This is a genomic window from Acinetobacter haemolyticus, from assembly GCF_003323815.1.
GTDB lineage: Bacteria > Pseudomonadota > Gammaproteobacteria > Pseudomonadales > Moraxellaceae > Acinetobacter > Acinetobacter haemolyticus.
This window is the reverse complement of record NZ_CP030880.1, coordinates 1,806,081-1,826,113: the sequence shown is the minus strand read 5'-3', so window position 1 is coordinate 1,826,113 and position 20,033 is coordinate 1,806,081. Positions and strand designations below refer to the sequence as shown.

Annotated in this window: 15 protein-coding genes; 9 read left to right on the top strand and 6 right to left on the bottom strand. The window is 40.7% G+C overall.

Annotation, left to right across the window (positions count from 1 at the left end; translation table 11 throughout):
- Positions 1–29: 29 nt before the first annotated feature.
- Together DS737_RS08370 and DS737_RS08365 are read right to left on the bottom strand one after the other, a co-directional pair.
- The gene (locus DS737_RS08370; protein ID WP_113997294.1) at positions 30–1,724 is read right to left on the bottom strand and encodes an AMP-binding protein; all 1,695 of its coding nucleotides are present in this window, start codon (positions 1,722–1,724) and stop codon (positions 30–32) included.
- A 109-nt stretch (positions 1,725–1,833) separates the two neighbouring features.
- A complete protein-coding gene (locus DS737_RS08365) occupies positions 1,834–2,451 on the bottom strand; it encodes a TetR/AcrR family transcriptional regulator (protein WP_109441350.1) in 618 nt (205 codons plus the stop codon).
- A 145-nt stretch (positions 2,452–2,596) separates the two neighbouring features.
- Here DS737_RS08365 and DS737_RS08360 point away from each other — a divergent pair, with 145 nt between their 5' ends.
- The 5 genes from DS737_RS08360 to DS737_RS08340 are packed head-to-tail and all read left to right on the top strand — an operon-like array spanning position 2,597 to position 9,110.
- Positions 2,597–3,769 carry an isovaleryl-CoA dehydrogenase gene (locus tag DS737_RS08360; RefSeq protein WP_113997293.1) on the top strand — a complete coding sequence of 391 codons (1,173 nt, stop codon included), beginning with the start codon at positions 2,597–2,599 and terminating at the stop codon, positions 3,767–3,769.
- A 24-nt stretch (positions 3,770–3,793) separates the two neighbouring features.
- Positions 3,794–5,395, top strand: coding sequence for a carboxyl transferase domain-containing protein (locus DS737_RS08355; RefSeq protein ID WP_113997292.1), 1,602 nt, complete (start codon positions 3,794–3,796; stop codon positions 5,393–5,395).
- Positions 5,396–5,404: 9 nt separating this feature from the next.
- On the top strand, positions 5,405–6,208 hold the full coding sequence (locus DS737_RS08350) for an enoyl-CoA hydratase/isomerase family protein (protein WP_113997291.1): 804 nt from the start codon (positions 5,405–5,407) through the stop codon (positions 6,206–6,208).
- Between the two features lie 11 nt (positions 6,209–6,219).
- Complete coding sequence (locus DS737_RS08345; protein WP_113997290.1) at positions 6,220–8,211, top strand: acetyl/propionyl/methylcrotonyl-CoA carboxylase subunit alpha; 1,992 nt, start codon at positions 6,220–6,222, stop codon at positions 8,209–8,211.
- Positions 8,208–9,110: a hydroxymethylglutaryl-CoA lyase gene (locus tag DS737_RS08340; protein WP_005090529.1), complete on the top strand. Its 903-nt coding sequence runs from the start codon at positions 8,208–8,210 to the stop codon at positions 9,108–9,110. Before DS737_RS08345 ends, DS737_RS08340 begins: the two co-directional genes overlap by 4 nt.
- 102 nt (positions 9,111–9,212) lie before the next feature.
- Here the strand turns inward: DS737_RS08340 and DS737_RS08335 are convergent, their stop codons facing one another.
- The gene (locus DS737_RS08335) at positions 9,213–10,169 is read right to left on the bottom strand and encodes a LysR family transcriptional regulator (protein ID WP_035375238.1); all 957 of its coding nucleotides are present in this window, start codon (positions 10,167–10,169) and stop codon (positions 9,213–9,215) included.
- A gap of 203 nt (positions 10,170–10,372) precedes the next feature.
- Between DS737_RS08335 and DS737_RS08330 the strand changes: the two genes are divergently transcribed.
- On the top strand, positions 10,373–13,843 hold the full coding sequence (locus DS737_RS08330) for an indolepyruvate ferredoxin oxidoreductase family protein (protein WP_113997289.1): 3,471 nt from the start codon (positions 10,373–10,375) through the stop codon (positions 13,841–13,843).
- 117 nt (positions 13,844–13,960) lie between these two features.
- On the opposite strand, the gene DS737_RS08325 is transcribed toward DS737_RS08330, so the two are convergent.
- On the bottom strand, positions 13,961–14,653 hold the full coding sequence (locus DS737_RS08325) for a type 1 glutamine amidotransferase domain-containing protein (RefSeq protein WP_113997288.1): 693 nt from the start codon (positions 14,651–14,653) through the stop codon (positions 13,961–13,963).
- A gap of 88 nt (positions 14,654–14,741) precedes the next feature.
- Here DS737_RS08325 and DS737_RS08320 point away from each other — a divergent pair, with 88 nt between their 5' ends.
- The 3 genes from DS737_RS08320 to DS737_RS08310 all read left to right on the top strand — a co-directional run bounded on the left by DS737_RS08320 (position 14,742) and on the right by DS737_RS08310 (position 17,254).
- On the top strand, positions 14,742–15,161 hold the full coding sequence (locus DS737_RS08320) for a MerR family transcriptional regulator (protein WP_113997287.1): 420 nt from the start codon (positions 14,742–14,744) through the stop codon (positions 15,159–15,161).
- 93 nt (positions 15,162–15,254) lie between these two features.
- Positions 15,255–16,052: a type 1 glutamine amidotransferase domain-containing protein gene (locus DS737_RS08315; RefSeq protein ID WP_113997286.1), complete on the top strand. Its 798-nt coding sequence runs from the start codon at positions 15,255–15,257 to the stop codon at positions 16,050–16,052.
- Between the two features lie 167 nt (positions 16,053–16,219).
- Positions 16,220–17,254 carry an acetoacetate decarboxylase family protein gene (locus tag DS737_RS08310; protein ID WP_113997285.1) on the top strand — a complete coding sequence of 345 codons (1,035 nt, stop codon included), beginning with the start codon at positions 16,220–16,222 and terminating at the stop codon, positions 17,252–17,254.
- Between the two features lie 297 nt (positions 17,255–17,551).
- Here the strand turns inward: DS737_RS08310 and DS737_RS08305 are convergent, their stop codons facing one another.
- Both DS737_RS08305 and DS737_RS08300 read right to left on the bottom strand, forming a co-directional pair.
- On the bottom strand, positions 17,552–18,619 hold the full coding sequence (locus tag DS737_RS08305; protein WP_113997284.1) for a saccharopine dehydrogenase family protein: 1,068 nt from the start codon (positions 18,617–18,619) through the stop codon (positions 17,552–17,554).
- 18 nt (positions 18,620–18,637) lie between these two features.
- Positions 18,638–19,876, bottom strand: a complete 1,239-nt coding sequence (locus tag DS737_RS08300) for an NADH:flavin oxidoreductase/NADH oxidase family protein (protein ID WP_113997283.1) — start codon at positions 19,874–19,876, stop codon at positions 18,638–18,640.
- Positions 19,877–20,033 lie beyond the last annotated feature (157 nt).

Below are 20,033 nucleotides of genomic sequence, written 5' to 3'. Positions count from 1 at the left end.
TGCTTTTTCTACTTGATGTAAAACATCATTTAGTCGAATACAGTCCCTGTTAGATTCAGTTCAGCGCGCATAATTTCCTGTAACTTAAACTTCTGCGCTTTGCCTGATGCGGTCATAGGAAATTCATTAAAGAATTTGACATAACGAGGCACTTTATTATGTGAGATATGCTCTTTACAGAAATTACGGATACTTTCTTCATTGGTCTGGTGGTGTTCATGCAAAATAATGCAGGCGCATAGCTCCTCACCATAACGTGTATCAGGTAGACCAATCACTTGTACATCACAGATCGCAGGATGGGTGTATAAGAAGTCTTCTATTTCTTTTGGAAATAGATTTTCACCGCCGCGAATCACGACATCTTTGATACGACCTTTGATTTTGACGAAGCCCTCTGCATCCATCTCCGCAATATCACCAGTATGCATCCAGCCAGCGTTATCAATCACTTCACGAGTTTTTTCTTCTTCGCCCCAATATCCAGCCATCACAGAGTAACCTCGAACACATAGTTCACCTAATGTGCCTTGAGGAACAATTTGCCCTTCGAGATCAACAATTTTAATTTCTACATGAGGATGAACATGTCCAACCGTACTGACGCGTTTATCAATGGTGTCACTCACTGAGCTTTGTACACTTACAGGTGAAGTCTCAGTCATGCCATAACAAATCGTAATTTCTGACATATGCATGCGATCAATCACACGCTGCATAATTTCACGTGGGCATGGGCTTCCCGCCATGATCCCTGTGCGTAAACTGGAGAGATCAAACTCGTTAAACTGTTCATGCTCTAAGATGGCGATGAACATGGTTGGTACGCCGTATGCTGCTGTACAACGTTCGTTGTGAATTGTCTTTAGTGTTTCAAGTGGATTAAACACTGCTGATGGATACACCATGGTAGAACCATGTGTGATACAGGCTAGATTTCCCATGACCATACCGAAACAGTGGAATAAAGGTACTGATATACATACTTTATCTTGTGGCGTTAAACGAATACCCTCTCCTACAAAATAACCATTATTCAAAATGTTATGATGGGTGAGCATCGTGCCTTTAGGATTGCCTGTTGTACCTGATGTAAATTGGATATTAATGGTTTCATCAAACTGCAACTGTTGCGTTGCTAACTGTAATTGATCGAGTTGTTGCTGCGTTGGTGGTACGACCAGATCACTGAAACGATGAAAACCTGTATGTTGTTTTTCATCAATTTTGATCACAAACTTTAAGAAAGGCAGACGTTCTGAATGGATTTGTTTATTGGTACAGAAATCAATTTCAGGAGCTATGCGTGTCAGAAGCTCTTGATAATCTGTGGTTTTAAACTGCGATGCGATAATCAATCCTTTGCAAGAAACTTTATTTAACACATATTCGAGTTCATGGCTTTTATAGGCGGGATTTAGATTGACTAAAATAATCCCTGCTTTAAATGCTGCAAACTGAGTGACTGTCCATTCGACACAGTTCGGTGACCAAATACCGAGTCGATCGCCTTTTTTCAAACCAAGCTGAAGCAAGCTACAAGCAAAAGCATTTACTTCATCTTGCAACTCTTTGTAGCTTAATCGTCTATTCTGATGTGAACTTACGATTGCTTCTCGCTCAGCGTATTGCTGGCATGCTTGGTCGAATTTTTCTCCAATCGTCATCCCAATTAAAGGCTGCGAACTTGGTCCAGAGGCGTAGCTTAACCGTATGTGTTGCATTGAATCATTCTCCTTGATTCTTTCTAATTCTCATCTTAACTGGTCTAATTGTTGTTACTGCAACTACTCTTCAAACCGCCTATTCCATGATGTTAATCGCCGTACAAGTCTATTTTTTCCGTACTGCATCCACACAAAAATCAGCTATTTGCTTTGAAAAATAGTCTTTGTGTTGCTGGTCGAACTTCGTATTTTGAGCAGGGTCTAAAGGCTCAACTACAACGTAAGTCATTGCACCAACTACACAGAGTGCTGTGGTATTTAGATCTTCCAGATCGAACTCACCACTTGCCTTTCCATCTGCGAGTATTTTAATCACACTCTGTTTAATCAATTGCTTCACACGAAAACGCTCATGTTCTACCAATGAATCAACTGGCTCAAACATGAGTGAATATGCAAGCTGAGGACTGTTTAACGCCCGTTTTACAAAAGTTGCTACTGCTTTGTGCAACTTATGCTCTGCTGACAAATCACTGTCTGTAATCGCATCAATTACCAAAAGTTCGGTATTGATTGCTTCTGACAGAACTTCAATGAGTACCTGACTCTTATTGTCAAAGTAGCGATAAACCAACCCACTCGAAACGCCTGCTTGTTCCGCAATCGTTTGTATCTGTGCGTCTTTAAACCCTCCCTCCGAAATTAACTTTCTGGCAGAACTTAAAATCGATTTGCGATTTTGTTCCATCCGTTCTTGCATTAAAGATGATCGTTTATAACTCATGAAATTTATTCTCTAACAAATAAAGTGAATTGTAAATCATTTTATGAATCTCTATTCACTTTTTTAAAAAATCATTGTATGGTAATTCACAAGCACCTACAACAATGCTTATGGAACAACAAATATAACCAATGGGATGTATACAATGAACCTACGTAGCTTGAATTTTGGTCTAGATGAAACACTCGTTGCACTTCAAGACTCAGTTGCCGCATTTTGTGCAAAGGAAATTGCACCAATTGCTCAGCAAGTTGATCAAGACAATAAATTCCCTGCTCATCTTTGGAAAAAGTTTGGCGATATGGGCTTACTAGGCTTAACAGTCTCAGAAGAATACGGTGGCACTAATCTCGGCTATCTTGCTCATATCATTGCGATGCAAGAAATTTCGCGTGCTTCAGCGGCGATCGCTCTTTCTTACGGCGCACATTCTAACTTATGTATCAACCAAATTAACCGTAATGGAAATGAGCAACAAAAGCAGAAATATCTGCCTAAATTAATCTCTGGTGAATACGTCGGTGCCCTTGCGATGTCTGAACCGAATGCGGGTTCTGATGTGGTCAGTATGAAGTTACGTGCTGAGCAGAAAGGCGATCATTTTGTTTTAAATGGTTCAAAAATGTGGATTACCAATGGCGGTGATGCAGATGTCTTAGTGGTATACGCAAAAACTGATCCACAAGCAGGTGCAAAAGGCATGACCGCTTTTTTAATTGAAAAGGACATGAAAGGTTTTAGTCATGGTCATCACTTAGACAAACTTGGTATGCGAGGCTCAAATACCTATCCATTATTTTTTGACAATGTAGAAGTACCTGTTGAAAACGTGTTGGGTGGTGTCGGTAATGGCGCTAAAGTCCTGATGAGTGGTTTGGACTATGAGCGTGCAGTTTTAAGCGCAGGTCCACTTGGCATTATGGATGCCTGTATGGATGTCGTGATTCCGTATTTACATCAACGTGAACAATTTGGACAAGCTTTAGGTGAGTTCCAATTAATGCAAGGCAAACTTGCTGATATGTATTCAACTTGGTTGGCGTGTAAAGCGCTTGTATATGCGGTTGGTGCGGCATGTGACAAAGCAGATCACGATCGTAGCTTACGTAAAGATGCTGCCAGTGCCATTTTATATGCAGCTGAAAAAGCGACATGGATGGCAGGTGAAGCGATTCAAACTTTAGGTGGCAATGGTTATATCAATGAGTTCCCTGCTGGTCGTTTATGGCGTGATGCAAAACTTTATGAAATTGGTGCAGGCACATCTGAAATTCGTCGTATGTTGATCGGACGTGAATTGTTTAATGAAACCAAATAATAACGATAAATCAGGATGCATCATATGAATCAATTACAAAGCAAAATTAATGTGCGAAGTGAAGACTTCAGAACAAACCAACAAGCTATGCAGACTTTGGTTAATGATTTGACACAAGTTGCCCAAAATATTGCATTAGGTGGCGGAGAAAACGCACGTCAAAAGCATTTAGCACGTGGAAAATTGCTTCCACGTGAACGTATAGATCAACTGATTGACGTTGGCACAGCTTTTTTAGAAATCGGACAACTTGCTGCGTATAAAGTTTATGAAGATGATATTCCTGCTGCGGGTGTGATTGCGGGTATTGGACAGGTTAATGGTGTGACATGCATGATCGTTGCCAATGATGCAACGGTTAAAGGTGGTACTTATTATCCACTTACGGTTAAAAAGCATTTACGTGCTCAAGAAATTGCTGAACAAAATCACTTACCTTGTATTTATCTTGTAGATTCAGGTGGTGCATATTTACCTATGCAGGATCAGGTCTTCCCGGATCGTGATCACTTCGGGCGTATCTTCTACAATCAAGCACGTATGTCGAGCCAAGGTATTGCCCAAATTGCGGTCGTCATGGGGAGTTGTACCGCAGGTGGTGCTTATGTTCCTGCAATGTCAGATGAAACCATTATTGTACGTAATCAAGGCACGATTTTCTTGGGTGGCCCCCCTCTGGTTAAAGCAGCAACAGGTGAAGTTGTAAGTAGCGAAGATTTGGGTGGTGGTGATGTACATACGCGTCTCTCAGGTGTTGCTGATCACCTCGCTGAAAATGATGAACATGCGATTGCGATTGCACGCAATATTGTTGCCAATTTGAATAAAAAACCAAACGAACTCAATAAGCAGATTGATGAACCATTGTTTGATGCGAAAGAGTTGTATGGCGTAGTTCCTACAGATGCACGTAAGCCATTTGATGTGCGTGAAGTGATTGCACGTATCGTTGATGGTTCTCGTTTCGATGAGTTTAAAGCTCGTTTTGGCTCAACCTTGATCACAGGGTTTGCATCACTTTATGGGATGCCTGTCGGAATTATTGCCAATAATGGCATTCTATTTTCAGAGTCAGCTCAAAAAGGTGCACACTTTATTGAGTTATGTACCCAACGCAATATTCCGTTGTTATTTATTCAAAATATCACTGGCTTTATGGTCGGTCGCCAATACGAAAATGAAGGTATTGCCAAGCACGGTGCCAAACTGGTGATGGCGGTGGCAACTGCAAATGTACCAAAACTTACACTCATCATTGGCGGTTCTTTTGGTGCAGGTAACTACGGTATGTGTGGACGTGCTTATTCTCCACGTTTCTTATGGACTTGGCCAAACTCACGTATTTCGGTCATGGGTGGTGAGCAAGCAGCCAGCGTACTTTCGACGTTGAAGCGTGATCAGATCGAGCAAAAAGGCGCAGAATGGTCAGCACAAGAAGAAGATGAATTTAAACAACCGATTCGTGATCAGTATGAACGTCAAGGTCATCCTTACTACGCTTCTGCTCGTTTGTGGGATGACGGTGTGATTGATCCAGCGCAAACGCGTCAAGTACTTGGTTTAAGTCTAGCCGCTGCAATGAATGCTCCAATTCAACCGACTAAATTTGGCGTGTTCCGCATGTAAGAGGTGTTTATGAGCTATCAATTTTTACAACTGGAACAGCATGATCAAGTGGCATATGTGTGGCTGAATCGCCCTGAATTACATAATGCTTTCAATACAACGGTGATTGAAGAATTGCATACTTGTTTTAAGACCTTAAATAGTCGTGATGACGTTCGAGTGGTGGTTTTAGCAGGTCGTGGCAAAAGCTTTTCAGCGGGTGCAGACCTGAATTGGATGAAACAAGCGGGTCAAGCTTCTGCAGAAGAAAATGAAGCCGATGCTTTAAAACTCGCACAGATGCTTGAAGCACTCGCAACCTTAAAACAGCCAACGATTGCACGTGTTCATGGCATCGCTTTTGGTGGTGGTATGGGGTTGGCATCTGCATGTGATATTTGCATTGCCAGCACAGATGCCAAATTTGCAACCTCTGAAGTTCGATTAGGTCTTGCCCCTTCTACGATTAGTCCATATGTGATTCGTGCGATTGGCGCTAGACAAGCTTCACGCTATTTTTTAACTGCTGAACGTATCTCAGCGCATGAAGCAAAACAAATCGGCTTGGCACATGAAATTGCGGATGCAGAAGATTTAGATAAAAAAGTTCAAGAGATTATTGATGCTTTATTGCTGGGTGGACCACATGCCCAAGCAGCATCTAAGCAACTGATTCAAATGGTCAGCAATCAAAGTATGAATAATGAATTACTTCGACTAACTGCTCAACATATTGCACAAGTCCGTCAAGGCAGTGAGGCAAAAGAAGGCTTAACCGCTTTCTTAAGTAAGAAAGCCCCTGCGTGGACTTCAAATTCTAATAACAACAATTAAGGATGATCAACATGTTTGAAAAGATTTTAATTGCGAACCGTGGTGAGATTGCTTGCCGTGTGATTCGTACCGCCAAAAAATTAGGTATTGCAACGGTTGCGGTTTATTCAGATGCAGACGCACATGCACAACACGTTAAACTTGCTGATGAAGCGATTTATATTGGTCAATCTCCTGCAACACAAAGTTATTTACAAGCTGATCGTATTATTCAAGCGGCGATTGATACAGGAAGCCAAGCGATTCATCCCGGTTATGGTTTTCTTTCGGAAAACGATCAATTTGCCTTAGCTTGCCAGCAGCATAATATTTGTTTCATTGGTCCTCCAGTCGATGCCATTTTAGCGATGGGCTTGAAAGCAACTTCTAAAGCTTTGATGGAAAAAGCAGGTGTACCTCTAACACCGGGCTATCACGGAACAAATCAAAATGCTGAATTTTTAAAACAACAAGCAGATCGTATTGGCTATCCTGTATTGATCAAAGCCAGTGCTGGCGGTGGTGGTAAAGGCATGAGTCTGGTGGAACGTAGCGAAGATTTCCTACATTCTCTTGCGTCGTGTAAACGCGAAGCCAAATCGAGTTTTGGTAATGATGATGTACTGATTGAACGTTATGTGATTCAACCACGTCATATCGAAGTACAGGTATTTGGCGACACACATGGCAACTATGTACATTTATTTGAACGGGATTGTTCTGTTCAACGTCGTCATCAAAAAGTATTAGAGGAAGCCCCTGCTCCACAAATGCCTAGCGAAAAGCTCGATGCGATGCGTCAAGCTGCAATCGATGCTGCGCGTGCGGTAAATTATGTCGGTGCAGGTACGGTTGAGTTTATTGTTGAACAAGACGGTACGGCGTATTTCATGGAAATGAACACACGCTTACAAGTCGAACATCCTGTGACTGAAATGATTACTGGAGAGGACTTAGTTGAATGGCAATTACGTGTTGCCTATGGCGAGCCTTTACCAAAATTACAACATGAATTAAAGATTCACGGGCACGCCCTCGAAGCACGTATTTATGCCGAAGAACCAGAAAAAGGGTTTTTACCTGCGATTGGTAAAATTGACTATCTACGCTACCCAGCGCAAAACCAATTTGTTCGTGTAGATAGTGGCATCGTTGAAGGTGATGAAATTACCACTTTCTATGACCCAATGATTGCCAAATTGATCGTATGGGGTAAAAACCGTGAAGCTGCTTTGATTCAAATGCAACACGCGCTGAGTCAATTCCATGTCGATGGTTTAGGCAATAACATTGCCTTTTTGGAAAAGATCGTACGTTGTGATTCGTTCAAACAAGCAAAATTGGATACGAATCTAATCCAACGTGAAGAACAATTTTTGTTTAGTCCAGCGAATATAAAACCTGAGTTTGTTGTTGCGACTGCATTTATTGAATTTCTAAGCCAAATGCAAAGCAATCAATCAACTCAAAAGCAACTGTGGTTGGCACAACCCTTATGGCGTAGTAATGTCACATATCAACACAGCATTAAATTGAATTATTTAAACCAAAATATTCAGATTAAGTTTTCTGCTGCTGAACAAGGGTTTAACGCAGAATTTAATGGTCAGCAGTATCACATCATAGGTCAATTGACTGATCAGCACAGTGCAAATATTCAAATTGGTGGAATTCAGCAAAAATTCGCCTTTAACCGAGGTTTGCAAGGCATTACCCTGTTCAACGCTGGACAAAGTTATAAGTTTAGCTACTTACGTCAGGATTATAATCAAACTGATGGTCAATCTGAGCAAGGACATCTCAAAGCACCGATGCCAGGCGTGGTGACACAATTACTTGTGGGCGCAAATCACACCGTGAAGAAAGATGATGTGCTTTTGACGCTTGAAGCGATGAAAATGGAATATACCATTCGTGCTCCAAAAGATGGTGTCATTTTAGATGCTTATTTCCAAGTGGGTGATCAAGTCAAAGCTGGCGATGAACTTGTGGACTTCCAAGCTGCTGAGGAGGAAGTTGCATGAGTGACTATGTAAAGATTGTAGAAGTTGGACCTCGTGATGGTTTGCAAAACGAGAAACAAGCTTTAAGCATTGAGCAGCGATTGAGTTTTATCAATGATTTAATTGATGCAGGTTTAAAGTCTATTGAAGTGGGTTCATGTGTATCAGCCAAATGGGTACCACAAATGGCGCAGAGCGATGAGTTATTTAAATTGTTGCCACAACGCAATGATTTAAATTTGAGCTTGCTCACGCCTAATCTTAAAGGCTTCGAAGCCGCTCTAGCAGTTGGATGTAAAGAGGTTGCGGTCTTTACCGCAGCTTCTGAGAGTTTTACTCGAAAGAATATCAACTGCTCGATCGATGAAAGCTTAGAACGATTCTCTGAAATTTTCAAAGCGGCGCAAGCAAACAATGTTCGTGTACGTGGTTATGTCTCTTGTATGGTGGACTGTCCTTACGAAGGTGCAATCGATCCCAAACAAGTCGTGAATGTCGTCAAACGGCTGCATGACATGGGATGTTATGAGATTTCATTGGGTGAAACCATTGGGACAGCAACACCAGATCGAGTGCAGAAAGTTTGGCAAGCATGCTTAGCAGAACTGGATAGCAAGATTTTGGCAGGACACTTTCATAATACTTATGGCATGGCAATCGCCAATATCTATCAATCTTTACAGCAAGGTATTCGAGTTTTTGATTCTTCGCTTGCTGGACTGGGTGGTTGTCCTTATGCCAAAGGCTCATCAGGGAATGTTGCAACTGAGGACTTGTATTATTTACTGTCTCACATTGGATATGAAACAGGCATTCATCTCGAAAAATTGATGTTGGCTAGCCAAAATATCAATCAGACATTGAACCGAAAAAACTTATCAAATTATGCAAATACTTATCTTCAGCAGTCATGTGCATAAATAAATTCACTGATCCCAAATGCTCCGCAAATTTAGTTTGAAGGAGCATTTAAAATTATTATTGTGGATGATTTATTACAGTTATTTTGTTTTTTAAAAGTCCTATTCACGATGGGTTAATTGATAAAAATAAGAAGTATCCTGTTCTATTTTTGGTGCGATATATTGCTCTACCCAATTTAACCATGCACGTGTTTTCGCATCGATAAAGTGCCGTGAAGGCAATAAGGTATAAACACCAATATCCGGAGAGCGCCAAGCTGGCAAAATGTGACATAAGTGTCCAGCCCGAACCGCATCAATCACAGCAAACATAGGCAATAGTGCAATTCCCATATCTTGTTGCACCATATCTAACAAGAGTTCAGGTGTATCTGCGATTAACTGTCCTGAAATATCAATTTGATAGGAACAGCTATTTTCACCGACGAGGTGCCATTGTGGTGTGATGGATGGATTCACCAAACGCAAACACGCGTGATCATGTAACTCATCTGGTGACTGAGGAATGCCATGTTTTTGTAAATAAGCGGGTGAAGCACATAAAACAGAAAAAATGCTACCGATTCGACGAGCAACAAATCTTGAATCAGTCAAAGACTCTGTTAAATACAAACTAACATCAATCCCTTTGGCTAAAAGATCTGGCGCATTTTGCGATGTGCGATATTCAACCGTGAGATCTGGATAAGTTTGGCAGAATTCAGCCATTACAGGTGCAACATAATAATGTCCAAAACTGGCCATACTCTGGATACGTAATCGACCTTTGGGTTTTGCAGCAGTCCCTGTTGCCTCTGCTTCGGCCTCTTCTATGATTGAAAGTACTTGACGACAGCGTTCCGCATAGGTTGCACCAATATCGGTCAATGCATGCTGTCGAGTTGAACGTTGCAACAACTTTACACCCAAACGCGTTTCTAATTCGCTAATCAGACGTGACACCTGTGCTGTGGTCAAATCCATCTGTTCTGCTGCTGCCGTAAAACTTCCACTGTCAATCACTTTCAGGAAAGCATGCATGGCATGTAACAGTCCACCCTCGTGATTTTTGCGCATAACGTAAATATCTTTTCCTAAATTACGCATTGTTGCACCAGTTTAGATCATCCACAATGGTAAATATGTACATACATTGAGCCAGCCCTCTGTTTTAGACGCTAAGCCCATTTTAATTTTTTGTATGTCAATTGCTCCAAACTTCAACTCGGATGTTGAGAAAAGAAAGTCGCACGAACGACCACAATACTAAGGAGACATAAATGAATATAGCGACAAAATTTACTCCAAGAATGATCGCTACAAAGGATGTATCACTTGACGATAAATATATAAGTGATGACGGTACTGCATATATGACGGGAATACAGGCATTGGTTCGTTTACCACTCGCCCAAACACGTCGGGATACTTTACAAGGTTATCAAACTGCAGGTTTTATTTCAGGTTATCGCGGTTCACCTGTAGGTAATTACGATAGTTTCCTTTGGCAAATCGATGGATTGCTTAAAGACCATCATGTAGTCTTTCAACCCGGAGTAAATGAAGATCTAGCTGCAACCGCAATTTGGGGTACACAACAGGCTAACCTTGCTGGACAAGGTAAATATGATGGTGTGACCTCTTGGTGGTATGGCAAAGGTCCTGGTGTCGATCGTTCTGGTGATGTACTTCGCCATGCCAATCTCGCAGGTACAGCCGAGCATGGCGGTGTTGTTGCCTTATTTGGTGATGATCATTCCTGTAAATCTTCGACAGTTCCACATCAATCAGAACATGTCATGATTGGCTGCGGGATTCCAATTTTCTATCCAACATCGGTGCAACATATTTTAGATCTTGGCGTACATGCCGTTGCCATGTCTCGTTTTGCAGGTGTTTGGACCTCAATGAAATTGGTCAGTGAAATTGTTGAAACATCGGCGTCAGTCAAGGTCAGCCTAGACCGTGTAACCCCCATTATTCCAGAAGATGTCGAATTTCCTGAGGGTGGTGTCAATATCCGTTGGCCAGATCATGGTATCCAACAAGAAGAACGACTGTATAAATATCGCCTACCTGCTGTTTTGGCCTATGCACGTGCCAATAAATTGAACCGTGTGACTTTGCCATGTGAAAATGCTCGGATTGGTATCGCTGCCAGTGGCAAAGCCTATTTAGATACCATTGAGGCATTACGTATTTTAGGAATTGAAGGTGAAACAGCAGAACAACTCGGATTACGTGTTTATCAAGTTGAATTGATTTGGCCCTTAGAACCTCAAGGTATCCGCGAATTTGCACAAGGCTTACAAGAGCTGATCGTGGTCGAAGAAAAACGACCGATCCTTGAAGCACAGATCAAAGATGAACTCTATTCCCTCCCAGATGGTCAACGTCCTCGAGTCATTGGTAAAGCCTGTGATGGCAAAGGTGAATGGAGTACCTCAGTTGAAGAAGCGCCACTCATTGGACATTATGAATTCCAGCCTGAACCGATTGCTAAAATGCTTGCAACTCGATTCTTAGGCCTTGATTTACCAGAAGCGTTAAGAACACAAATTCAAAATAAAGCAGACTTATTACTTAAAGCAGAACGCGAGTCTCGCGGTGTAACCGATCTCGCAGAGCGCAAACCTTATTTCTGTAGTGGTTGCCCACACAACACCTCAACTGTCCTTCCTGAAGGAAGTCGTGCGCTTGGTGGTATTGGTTGTCACTATATTGCGGTTTCACTTGATCGCGGCACAGAAACCTTCTCTCAGATGGGCGGTGAAGGTGTGAGTTGGGTTGGTGCATCCCCTTTCACCAATGAAAAACATATCTTTGCAAATCTTGGTGATGGGACCTATTTCCATTCAGGTTATCTTGCCATTCGCCAAGCGATCGCCGCTAAAGTGAATATTACTTACAAAATCCTTTATAACGATGCGGTTGCCATGACAGGTGGACAACATGTCGATGGTCACTTGAGTGTCGCTCAATTAACCCGCCAGTTAGCAGCGGAAGGGATAAAAAAACAAGTCATTGTGACAGATGAGCCTGAACTGATTCATGCGGAAGAAGGAATTGCCGCAAATGTAGAAATTCATCATCGAAATGAATTGGATGCGATTCAACGTCAATTGCGCGAAACGTCAGGTGTTACTGCTTTAATTTACGTACAAACTTGTGCCAGCGAAAAACGTCGTCGCCGTAAACGTGATGCCTATCCTGATCCAGCAGAACGTATCTATATCAATACTGATATATGTGAAAGCTGTGGTGATTGTTCTAAAAAATCGAATTGTTTATCCATTGAAACTGTAGAAACTGCATTAGGACCAAAACGCCAAATCAATCAAAGCACGTGCAATAAAGATTTTTCTTGCGTGGAAGGCTTCTGTCCAAGTTTTGTCACGGTACATACCCGTGATATGAAACGTTCTTCAAAATTTGAAGGTGTTGCTGCAGGTTGGCCTGAAACACCAATCATTCCAGTACTTGATGATGTGCCAAATCGTATTATGGTAGGTGGCGTTGGTGGTACAGGTGTAGTGACGATTGGTGCCCTACTCGGTATGGCAGCACATCTTGAAGGTAAAGCAACACGTGTGATGGATATGGCTGGACTGGCTCAAAAAGGCGGTACAGTTTATTCCTATATCCAAGTCGCAAATTCAGATGAGTATATTTCTTCAACCAAGATTCCAGCGGGTCAATGTGATCTTTTAATCGGTGCAGATGCCGTGGTGGCTGGTAGTGGGGCTGCACTTTCTCGCTTAAAAGAAAATGCGGTGGTGATTGTGAATGAAGATGCTTCACCGACATCAGACTTTATTGACTCTCGTGACTGGTATGCGCCTATCAGTGACTTAGTTGACCGTCTACGTGGTCGTACCCGCAAAGGCACACTAGTATCACTATCTGCGACACGTATCGCAACTTTAGTACTGGGCGATGCAATCTTTACCAATCAACTATTACTTGGTATGGCATGGCAATCAGGTCGTATACCGCTATTACGTCAAAGCATTGAAAAAGCGATTCAACTCAATGGCACTGCCGTAGAAAAGAATCTAGAAGCTTTCCGAATTGGGTGCCATCTTGCCAGTGATCCAAGTTTAGCGCCACGATTGCTTGCAGCCATGCAAAAAACTAAAAAGCCTGAAACATTGGCTGAATTAATCGAGGATCGTTCAGCACGTTTGGTTGACTATTGGAATGAAGCCTATGCGATGAAGTATCGTCGTTTAGTTGAACAAGCATCGAAAGCATTACCAGAAGAATTGACCGCGACCATTGCCACACAACTGTATCGTGTGATGGCTTATAAAGATGAATATGAAGTCGCTCGTCTTTTAACCGGTAAAAAATTCAAAGAGTCGATTGAAACCCATTTTGGTAAAGGTTTGCGCTTAACTTACCATCTTGCTCCACCGACTTTAGGTGCTGATCAAAATATTCGTAAGCGTGCTTTCGGATACTGGATTCGTTTCCCAATGATGTTACTTGCACGTTTGCAGTTGCTTCGGGAAACCTTCCTCGATCCATTTGCACGTCATGAAGAACGCAGACGTGAACAGGCTTGGCGTGATCGTTATATCGCATTTGTTGAAGCACTGATTGCTTCACCTGAACAGTATGACTTAACTATTGCTGAGGAAATTGCTCAGTTACCTGTAGAAGTACGTGGCTTTGGTCATATCAAAGCACAAGCCATGCAAACAGCGATGCAACGTTGGGATGAGTTAATGTTGCTAGTAGAGAAATAAGAAAATCCTATTTATTATGATAACAACTAAACATTATCTGAGTTTGATCTCAAACGGTAATGTTTAGTTGATTCTTGTGCTGTATTACTAATATATAGATTTATCAGAATATTTTAATTACTTTATTTCCAATGCCTCAATAATTGCCTCAGCAGTAACACGTGCCGAAAATGGATTCTGACCAGTAATCAAGTTTCCATCTTTAGCAACATTTGGGGCAAAAGGGATAAACTTTTTCTCGTATAATGCACCACGCTCTTTGGCTAGCTGTTCTGCATTGTATGGCACTTTTTTTGCCACTCCTGCTAATACTTCTTCACACCATGCAAAACCAGTCAGCTTTTTACCTTTAATCAAATACTCGCCATTCGAAAGCCGAACATTTAATAATCCGCAATAACCATGGCAAACACTCGAGACGATTCCACCGTTTTCATAAATATTTTTAGTAATTTCTTGGAGTTCTGGGTTATCTAAAAAATCCCACATGACCCCATGCCCGCCTGTGTAATAAATTACATCGTAGTCATGCCAATTGATTTCAGAGGGTTTCTTTGTATCTTCAAGTAATCTCATAAAGTCTGGATCATTTTTACGTTTTAATACTGATTGATCAGCCACAAAACGTCCCAATGACTTAGGTTCAATTGGTGAATTTCCACCAAGCGGACTTACAATATCTTGAATATAGTTATATTTTTCGAACTCATCATAAGCATGGGTAAGTTCTCCTAACCATAGCCCTGTCGGGTAATCCAAGCCCTCATAACTACCCACATTGGTGACAATGTGTAATATTCGTTTAGTCATAGCAACCTCTATTTTCAATTTTATTGATCTTGCTTTTGATTCACTATAAGTCTAAAGTTGGCTTTAATGTCAAGTGGAATTAAGTGAAATGAATATAAGCGAATTATCAAAACTAAGTGGTCTAAGCACACCTACGATTCGTTATTATGAGCAAATTAAGCTGCTTCCAAAGGCAAAACGTAAAGCAAATGGTTATAGAGAATATAGCGAGAACGACCTCAAACAGCTTTATTTAATTCAACAAGCTCAGCAAGTTGGCTTTTCTTTAGCAGAAATAAAATCATTTTTGCCATCTAATGTGACAACATGGGATCATGATATTTTGATTGGTTTATTGGAAAGCAAGATTAAAGACATTGAGGAATTAGAGCAAAAGTTAGCGATGAGTAAAAATAATCTACGTAGCATGATAAATGCGATTAATAACAAACCTGATGAAATTACCTGTGAAGAAAATGCGCAACGTTTACTTAATCTTTACTATGCTAATGCTAATGATCAAGCATAAGTCCTCCATTTGTCGTTAAATCATAAAAACTATTGACCTTAAACTGAACTTTAAACATAGCATTAGAGACAGGTAATCTATGAGGAACCTGTCATGTTTAAATCTTGGACTCTGCAAAATTGGTTCATTGGCTTTTTTGTATTAATTTTAGCAAGTACTTTTGCCTATGCATCTGAACCGACTAAACATTCAGCTTCGAATGGAAAAATTTTAGTGGTGATGACCAATCACTCTGCTTATCCTGATCGTAAAGATACTACGGGTTTGTGGTTGACAGAACTTACCCACTTCTACGATGCTGCACTTGCTGCAGGTTATGAAATGGATTTCGTAAGTCCTCAAGGGGGTGCTGTTCCACTTGATGAGCGCAGTTTAAAAGCAATCTATCTAGATAAATCAGCAAAAGTACATTTAACTAATCCTGAATTTATGCAACGTCTCAAAACAACGTTGGCACCAAATGTAGTTGTGCCATCTCAATATAAAGCAGTGTATTACACGGGTGGTCACGGCACGATGTGGGATTTTCCAAATAACCAAGAATTGAAAAAGATTAGTGAAACAATTTATCAGCAAGGAGGTGTGGTTTCTGCGGTATGTCATGGTGTTGGCGGATTATTACCATTGCAGGATCAAAACGGTAAATCACTTATTGCGGGGAGAACGGTAACGGGTTTTGCAAATATTGAAGAGACTTTATCAGGCATGAAATCTCAAGTCCCTTTTCTACTTCAGAACCAATTGATCGAACGCGGGGCTAAATATAAACGTTCTTTTGTTCCATTCACCTCTTATGTGATTACTGATGATCGAATCATTACAGGACAAAACCCTCAGTCGAGCAAAGAAATTGCAGAGGCTGTAATACAACGCTTAAAAACCATGCATTAATCTAGCTTGCGCTCAACTTCTGAAACCAGATTTATATAATCTGGTTTTATTTCATTTTTTATAAAAAATAAAGATAAAAATAATTCCATCATTAACGATAAAAAGCTTGACCTTAAACCTTACTTTAATCTTAGCATTTGATTAAGGTTAATAGGAGGAACACCCTAATGTTCAATCAAGTTAAATTTCGTCGCTCAGCTTCTGCTGCCTCAATTGGTGTATTTTTGAGTTTATCTGCTCATGCTACAACACCCAATATCACCACTAGCAATGTTGAGAATAATGATCAACAAACGACCATAGTTGAATTTGGACCCTATAAAGTCCATGTCCCTAAAGGTGGTTATTATGATCGTTTCCGCATGAATCCAGACTTGGATGAAGTTGCTAAAGACCCTGCTGCTGGAAATATCGATTATTTCCGTACTATCCCTAAAAAAATGGTAGAGACTCGTGTTGGCAAAGTTTGGTCGCCAAACTTTTACTATCGTACCAGCAATGTACAACTGTTAATGCTTGCTCCAGTATCCAAGTTAAAAGCAAAACTCCCTGCTCCACTTGAGCCATTACAACCCTTTCCTGGCTATGGCTTAGTTTCCCTTACGTTCTTTTCCTATGCTGTAGGCGATGTTGATCCTTACGATGAAGTATCTGTAGCAGTGGTGGTTCGCCAACCTGGCGCACATAAGTTCCATACCACAGAGTTGCTAAGTTCAATGCGTAACCATAAATATTATGGTCATGTTTTGGCATTGCCAGTAGATACAGAAATTGCTCGTGTACGTGGTGTATATGGTTATCAACTGCCTAAATGGTTGACAGCAATTGATATGACGATTGGTAATAAAAATGTAGAAGCTGAAATTTTTAATACTGACGGCAAACCAGATGTAAGTTTAACTGCACCGTTACCAAAGATTAAGCATGTAAAACCGCAATCTCATATCGAAACTAAAACGATGTTTAATCTAGTTGATGGCCAATGGCACAGTACATCCGTAGAATCTAATACACTTGCCTTTGGACAACAGCTATTTCCTAGAAATGTAAAGCTTGTTCGAAATGGCGGTCCTATCACTAAACTACTTGATGAACTCGGTGCTGGTAAAGTATTGCGTTTAGATGTGGTCAAAGATGCTCAGTTGGCTTTGAATATGCCAATTCCATTAAAGTCTTTAGGTAATGAAAGCAATAAAAAGTAAGCTATATTCAAATCAAAGTACTTCCAAGTGAAGTACTTTTTTGTTTGTATCTGCCATAGATACTAATTTTTGAGCTTTCACCTAATAAGTAATTTTCATGATTATTAAAATGTTTTTAGTATTTTAGTCATCACGAGATAAGATAAATCTACATGGCTATATTTAATATCAACTTGTCATCATTTAAAAAACTAAAGTAATAAAAAAACCAATTCTAAATAAAATATTTGGAATTGGTTTAAATTCATTAGGATCACAAACATTTAAAAAAGATGATAGATCCTATCCCTAGTACATTTAAGAAATTACAATATCACTTGAGCCTTCGATCTGAGTCACAAGGCTGTAGCCCATTAACTTCGCTGGTGTATATGTTGCACCCTTAACATCATGCTCAAGTAAATAACGAACGACTGTTAAAGCGCCATTTACGGTTAAGCTATAAGCATTTTGAGTTTGTATTCGTGCGGTTTTAATTTCACCTTTTGCATTTTTTGCTTCGCCCCATACATAGGTCGGCAATTTAGCGCGTAACTCTTTATCAGGCCCCACCACAGATTTCTCAATGATTGATTTCATCAAGTTTTGAACTGATTTAAGTTTGAATATAGGACGTATGCAATTCAGCATTTTTGCACCCCAAATCATGGTCGTTGGCGCTGGTACAAAAACCTCGATATTAGGAATACCTGTGGTATAAAAAGCTGTTGAAACATCCCCCCATGGCACACTCATTGCGCTCTTCTTTCCATCACCAAAATCTATTTGACGTACGCGATGTGCTAAAGCAACGGTAGTGATTTTTCCATTTTTCCTTATTTTCCCGCCATCTGCCATCCCTTCTGTACTGGTTTTGGCTGTACCTGGTGATAGACCTGTTTTTGAATCAAAACCGAGTGCTAAATGCGTCGCGTCGGGTAACGCTTCTTTCAGTGCAGCAGCAACACAATCTGTTGGAATCACATCGAAACCTACACCAGGGCACAGCACTATATTTGCTTGTTGAGCCTCTGAAGTTAGTGATTGTGCTAATTCAAATACAGCAATTTCGCCCGTAATATCCAAATAGTGAGAACCGGCTTTAATACAAGCTTGCATCATGGGCTGTGAAGTTGCGGAAAAAGGGCCAGCGCAGTGCATGACCAACTTCATACCATTTAATTGTTCACTCACCGCCATCACATCATCTAAACCAAAAGCTTTGTATTCAAGCCCTAATTCTTGAGCAAGTTGTTGTACTTTGGCTTGTGTACGCCCTGCTAAAACTGGCTTGAGACCTAAACGAACAGCTTCACGGGCAATTAACTCGCCCGTATAGCCATTTGCACCATAAATCATCCAATTGGAATCATGTGTATTTGTCATCAAATCTACCCTCGATATTTAAGATGAAAATGCATAATCACGCATACGCTTTTTATATTGACGAGTACGACGTGCCATCGCTGCTTGTTGTAATATTAATGCCCATAAAGGTGAAACTTTAGGATTTGGTTTTTTGCCAAGACTTAACTTGCGTAGTTGAAATTTGACTGTTGCCATATTCGCAAGTGACGCTAAGGTTTTATTGTCCCAAGTAATTGGTTTTAGTTCGGGTGCGGTATTTTGCCCTTGTTTCCATTCATTGGGTAAGTTTGGATTAATCGCGAGTGCAGTCGCAATCCCCACCATATCTACACCACTTTCAATTACTTTTTCAGCGACTTGTTTACGACGTATTCCCCCTGTCACCATGACAGGCATGTTGGCAACTTTACGAATCTCTTGAGCAAATTCTAAGAAGTATGCTTCACGCGCTAATGTACGACCATCTCGTGACTGACCTTGCATCGCTGGTGCTTCATAACTGCCACCTGACAGTTCTACTAAATCGACAGCTAATTCATTCAACATGAGAACGACTTGTTGTGCATCCTCAGCACTAAAACCTCCACGTTGAAAATCAGCAGAGTTAAGTTTCACTGCAACTGTAAATGTTGGTGAAACCACAGCACGGACTGCTTTGACAATTTCAATTAAGATCCGTGCTCGATTTTCCAATGAGCCACCCCATTGGTCTTGGCGTTTATTGCTTAGCGGTGAGAGGAATTGACTTAATAGATAGCCATGTGCAGCATGGATTTCAACACCAGTGAATCCTGCTTGCTCACCTAAACGTGCAGTATTTGCAAAACGTTGGATGACTTCATGGATCATGTCTTGAGTCATTTCAATCGGAATACTAAAACGATCAGACATTTTTCCTAGATCTAATCCAACAGCAGAGGGTGCCCATGTTTCTTGTCCAAGATTTGATTGCATTTGGCGACCTGGGTGATTGATCTGCAACCAAACTTGTGCGCCTTGTGAGCGTCCTACCCGTGCCCAACGTTTAAAATTATCTATAAATTTATCATCTTCTAAAACCACACCACCTGGACCCGTCATAGCACGACGATCAACCATAACATTTCCTGTGATGATAAGACCTACACCACCATTTGCCCATGCCTGATATAAATGCATCAGTTCTTCTGACGGCACATGATTTAAATCAGCCATATTTTCTTCCATTGCTGCTTTGGCAATGCGGTTTTGTATTTGGGAGCCATTTGGTAAAACTAATTTCTCAAACACTTTCATTTCGGTGTCCTCTTTCGGTATAGTTATACTTTAAGATTAAAGCCAACTTTAATGTCAATGGTTTTTATAAATTTATTAGCCTAATAGTTTAAATAGTTATTAATTAAAGTTTTATACTTCAGGTCTATAAAAAATAGAGGCTTTATTTGCCTCTATC

Bases quoted from the DNA above. Each gene is read 5' to 3' on its own strand.
- DS737_RS08355 (WP_113997292.1), top strand. From the start codon at position 3,794: ATGAATCAATTACAAAGCAAAATTAATGTGCGAAGTGAAGACTTCAGA.
- DS737_RS08345 (WP_113997290.1), top strand. From the start codon at position 6,220: ATGTTTGAAAAGATTTTAATTGCGAACCGTGGTGAGATTGCTTGCCGT.
- DS737_RS08300 (WP_113997283.1), bottom strand. From the start codon at position 19,876: ATGAAAGTGTTTGAGAAATTAGTTTTACCAAATGGCTCCCAAATACAA.
- DS737_RS08315 (WP_113997286.1), top strand. From the start codon at position 15,255: ATGTTTAAATCTTGGACTCTGCAAAATTGGTTCATTGGCTTTTTTGTA.
- DS737_RS08335 (WP_035375238.1), bottom strand. From the start codon at position 10,169: ATGCGCAAAAATCACGAGGGTGGACTGTTACATGCCATGCATGCTTTC.
- DS737_RS08310 (WP_113997285.1), top strand. From the start codon at position 16,220: ATGTTCAATCAAGTTAAATTTCGTCGCTCAGCTTCTGCTGCCTCAATT.
- DS737_RS08340 (WP_005090529.1), top strand. From the start codon at position 8,208: ATGAGTGACTATGTAAAGATTGTAGAAGTTGGACCTCGTGATGGTTTG.
- DS737_RS08325 (WP_113997288.1), bottom strand. From the start codon at position 14,653: ATGACTAAACGAATATTACACATTGTCACCAATGTGGGTAGTTATGAG.
- DS737_RS08320 (WP_113997287.1), top strand. From the start codon at position 14,742: ATGAATATAAGCGAATTATCAAAACTAAGTGGTCTAAGCACACCTACG.
- DS737_RS08350 (WP_113997291.1), top strand. From the start codon at position 5,405: ATGAGCTATCAATTTTTACAACTGGAACAGCATGATCAAGTGGCATAT.
- DS737_RS08360 (WP_113997293.1), top strand. From the start codon at position 2,597: ATGAACCTACGTAGCTTGAATTTTGGTCTAGATGAAACACTCGTTGCA.
- DS737_RS08305 (WP_113997284.1), bottom strand. From the start codon at position 18,619: ATGACAAATACACATGATTCCAATTGGATGATTTATGGTGCAAATGGC.
- DS737_RS08365 (WP_109441350.1), bottom strand. From the start codon at position 2,451: ATGAGTTATAAACGATCATCTTTAATGCAAGAACGGATGGAACAAAAT.
- DS737_RS08330 (WP_113997289.1), top strand. From the start codon at position 10,373: ATGAATATAGCGACAAAATTTACTCCAAGAATGATCGCTACAAAGGAT.
- DS737_RS08370 (WP_113997294.1), bottom strand. From the start codon at position 1,724: ATGCAACACATACGGTTAAGCTACGCCTCTGGACCAAGTTCGCAGCCT.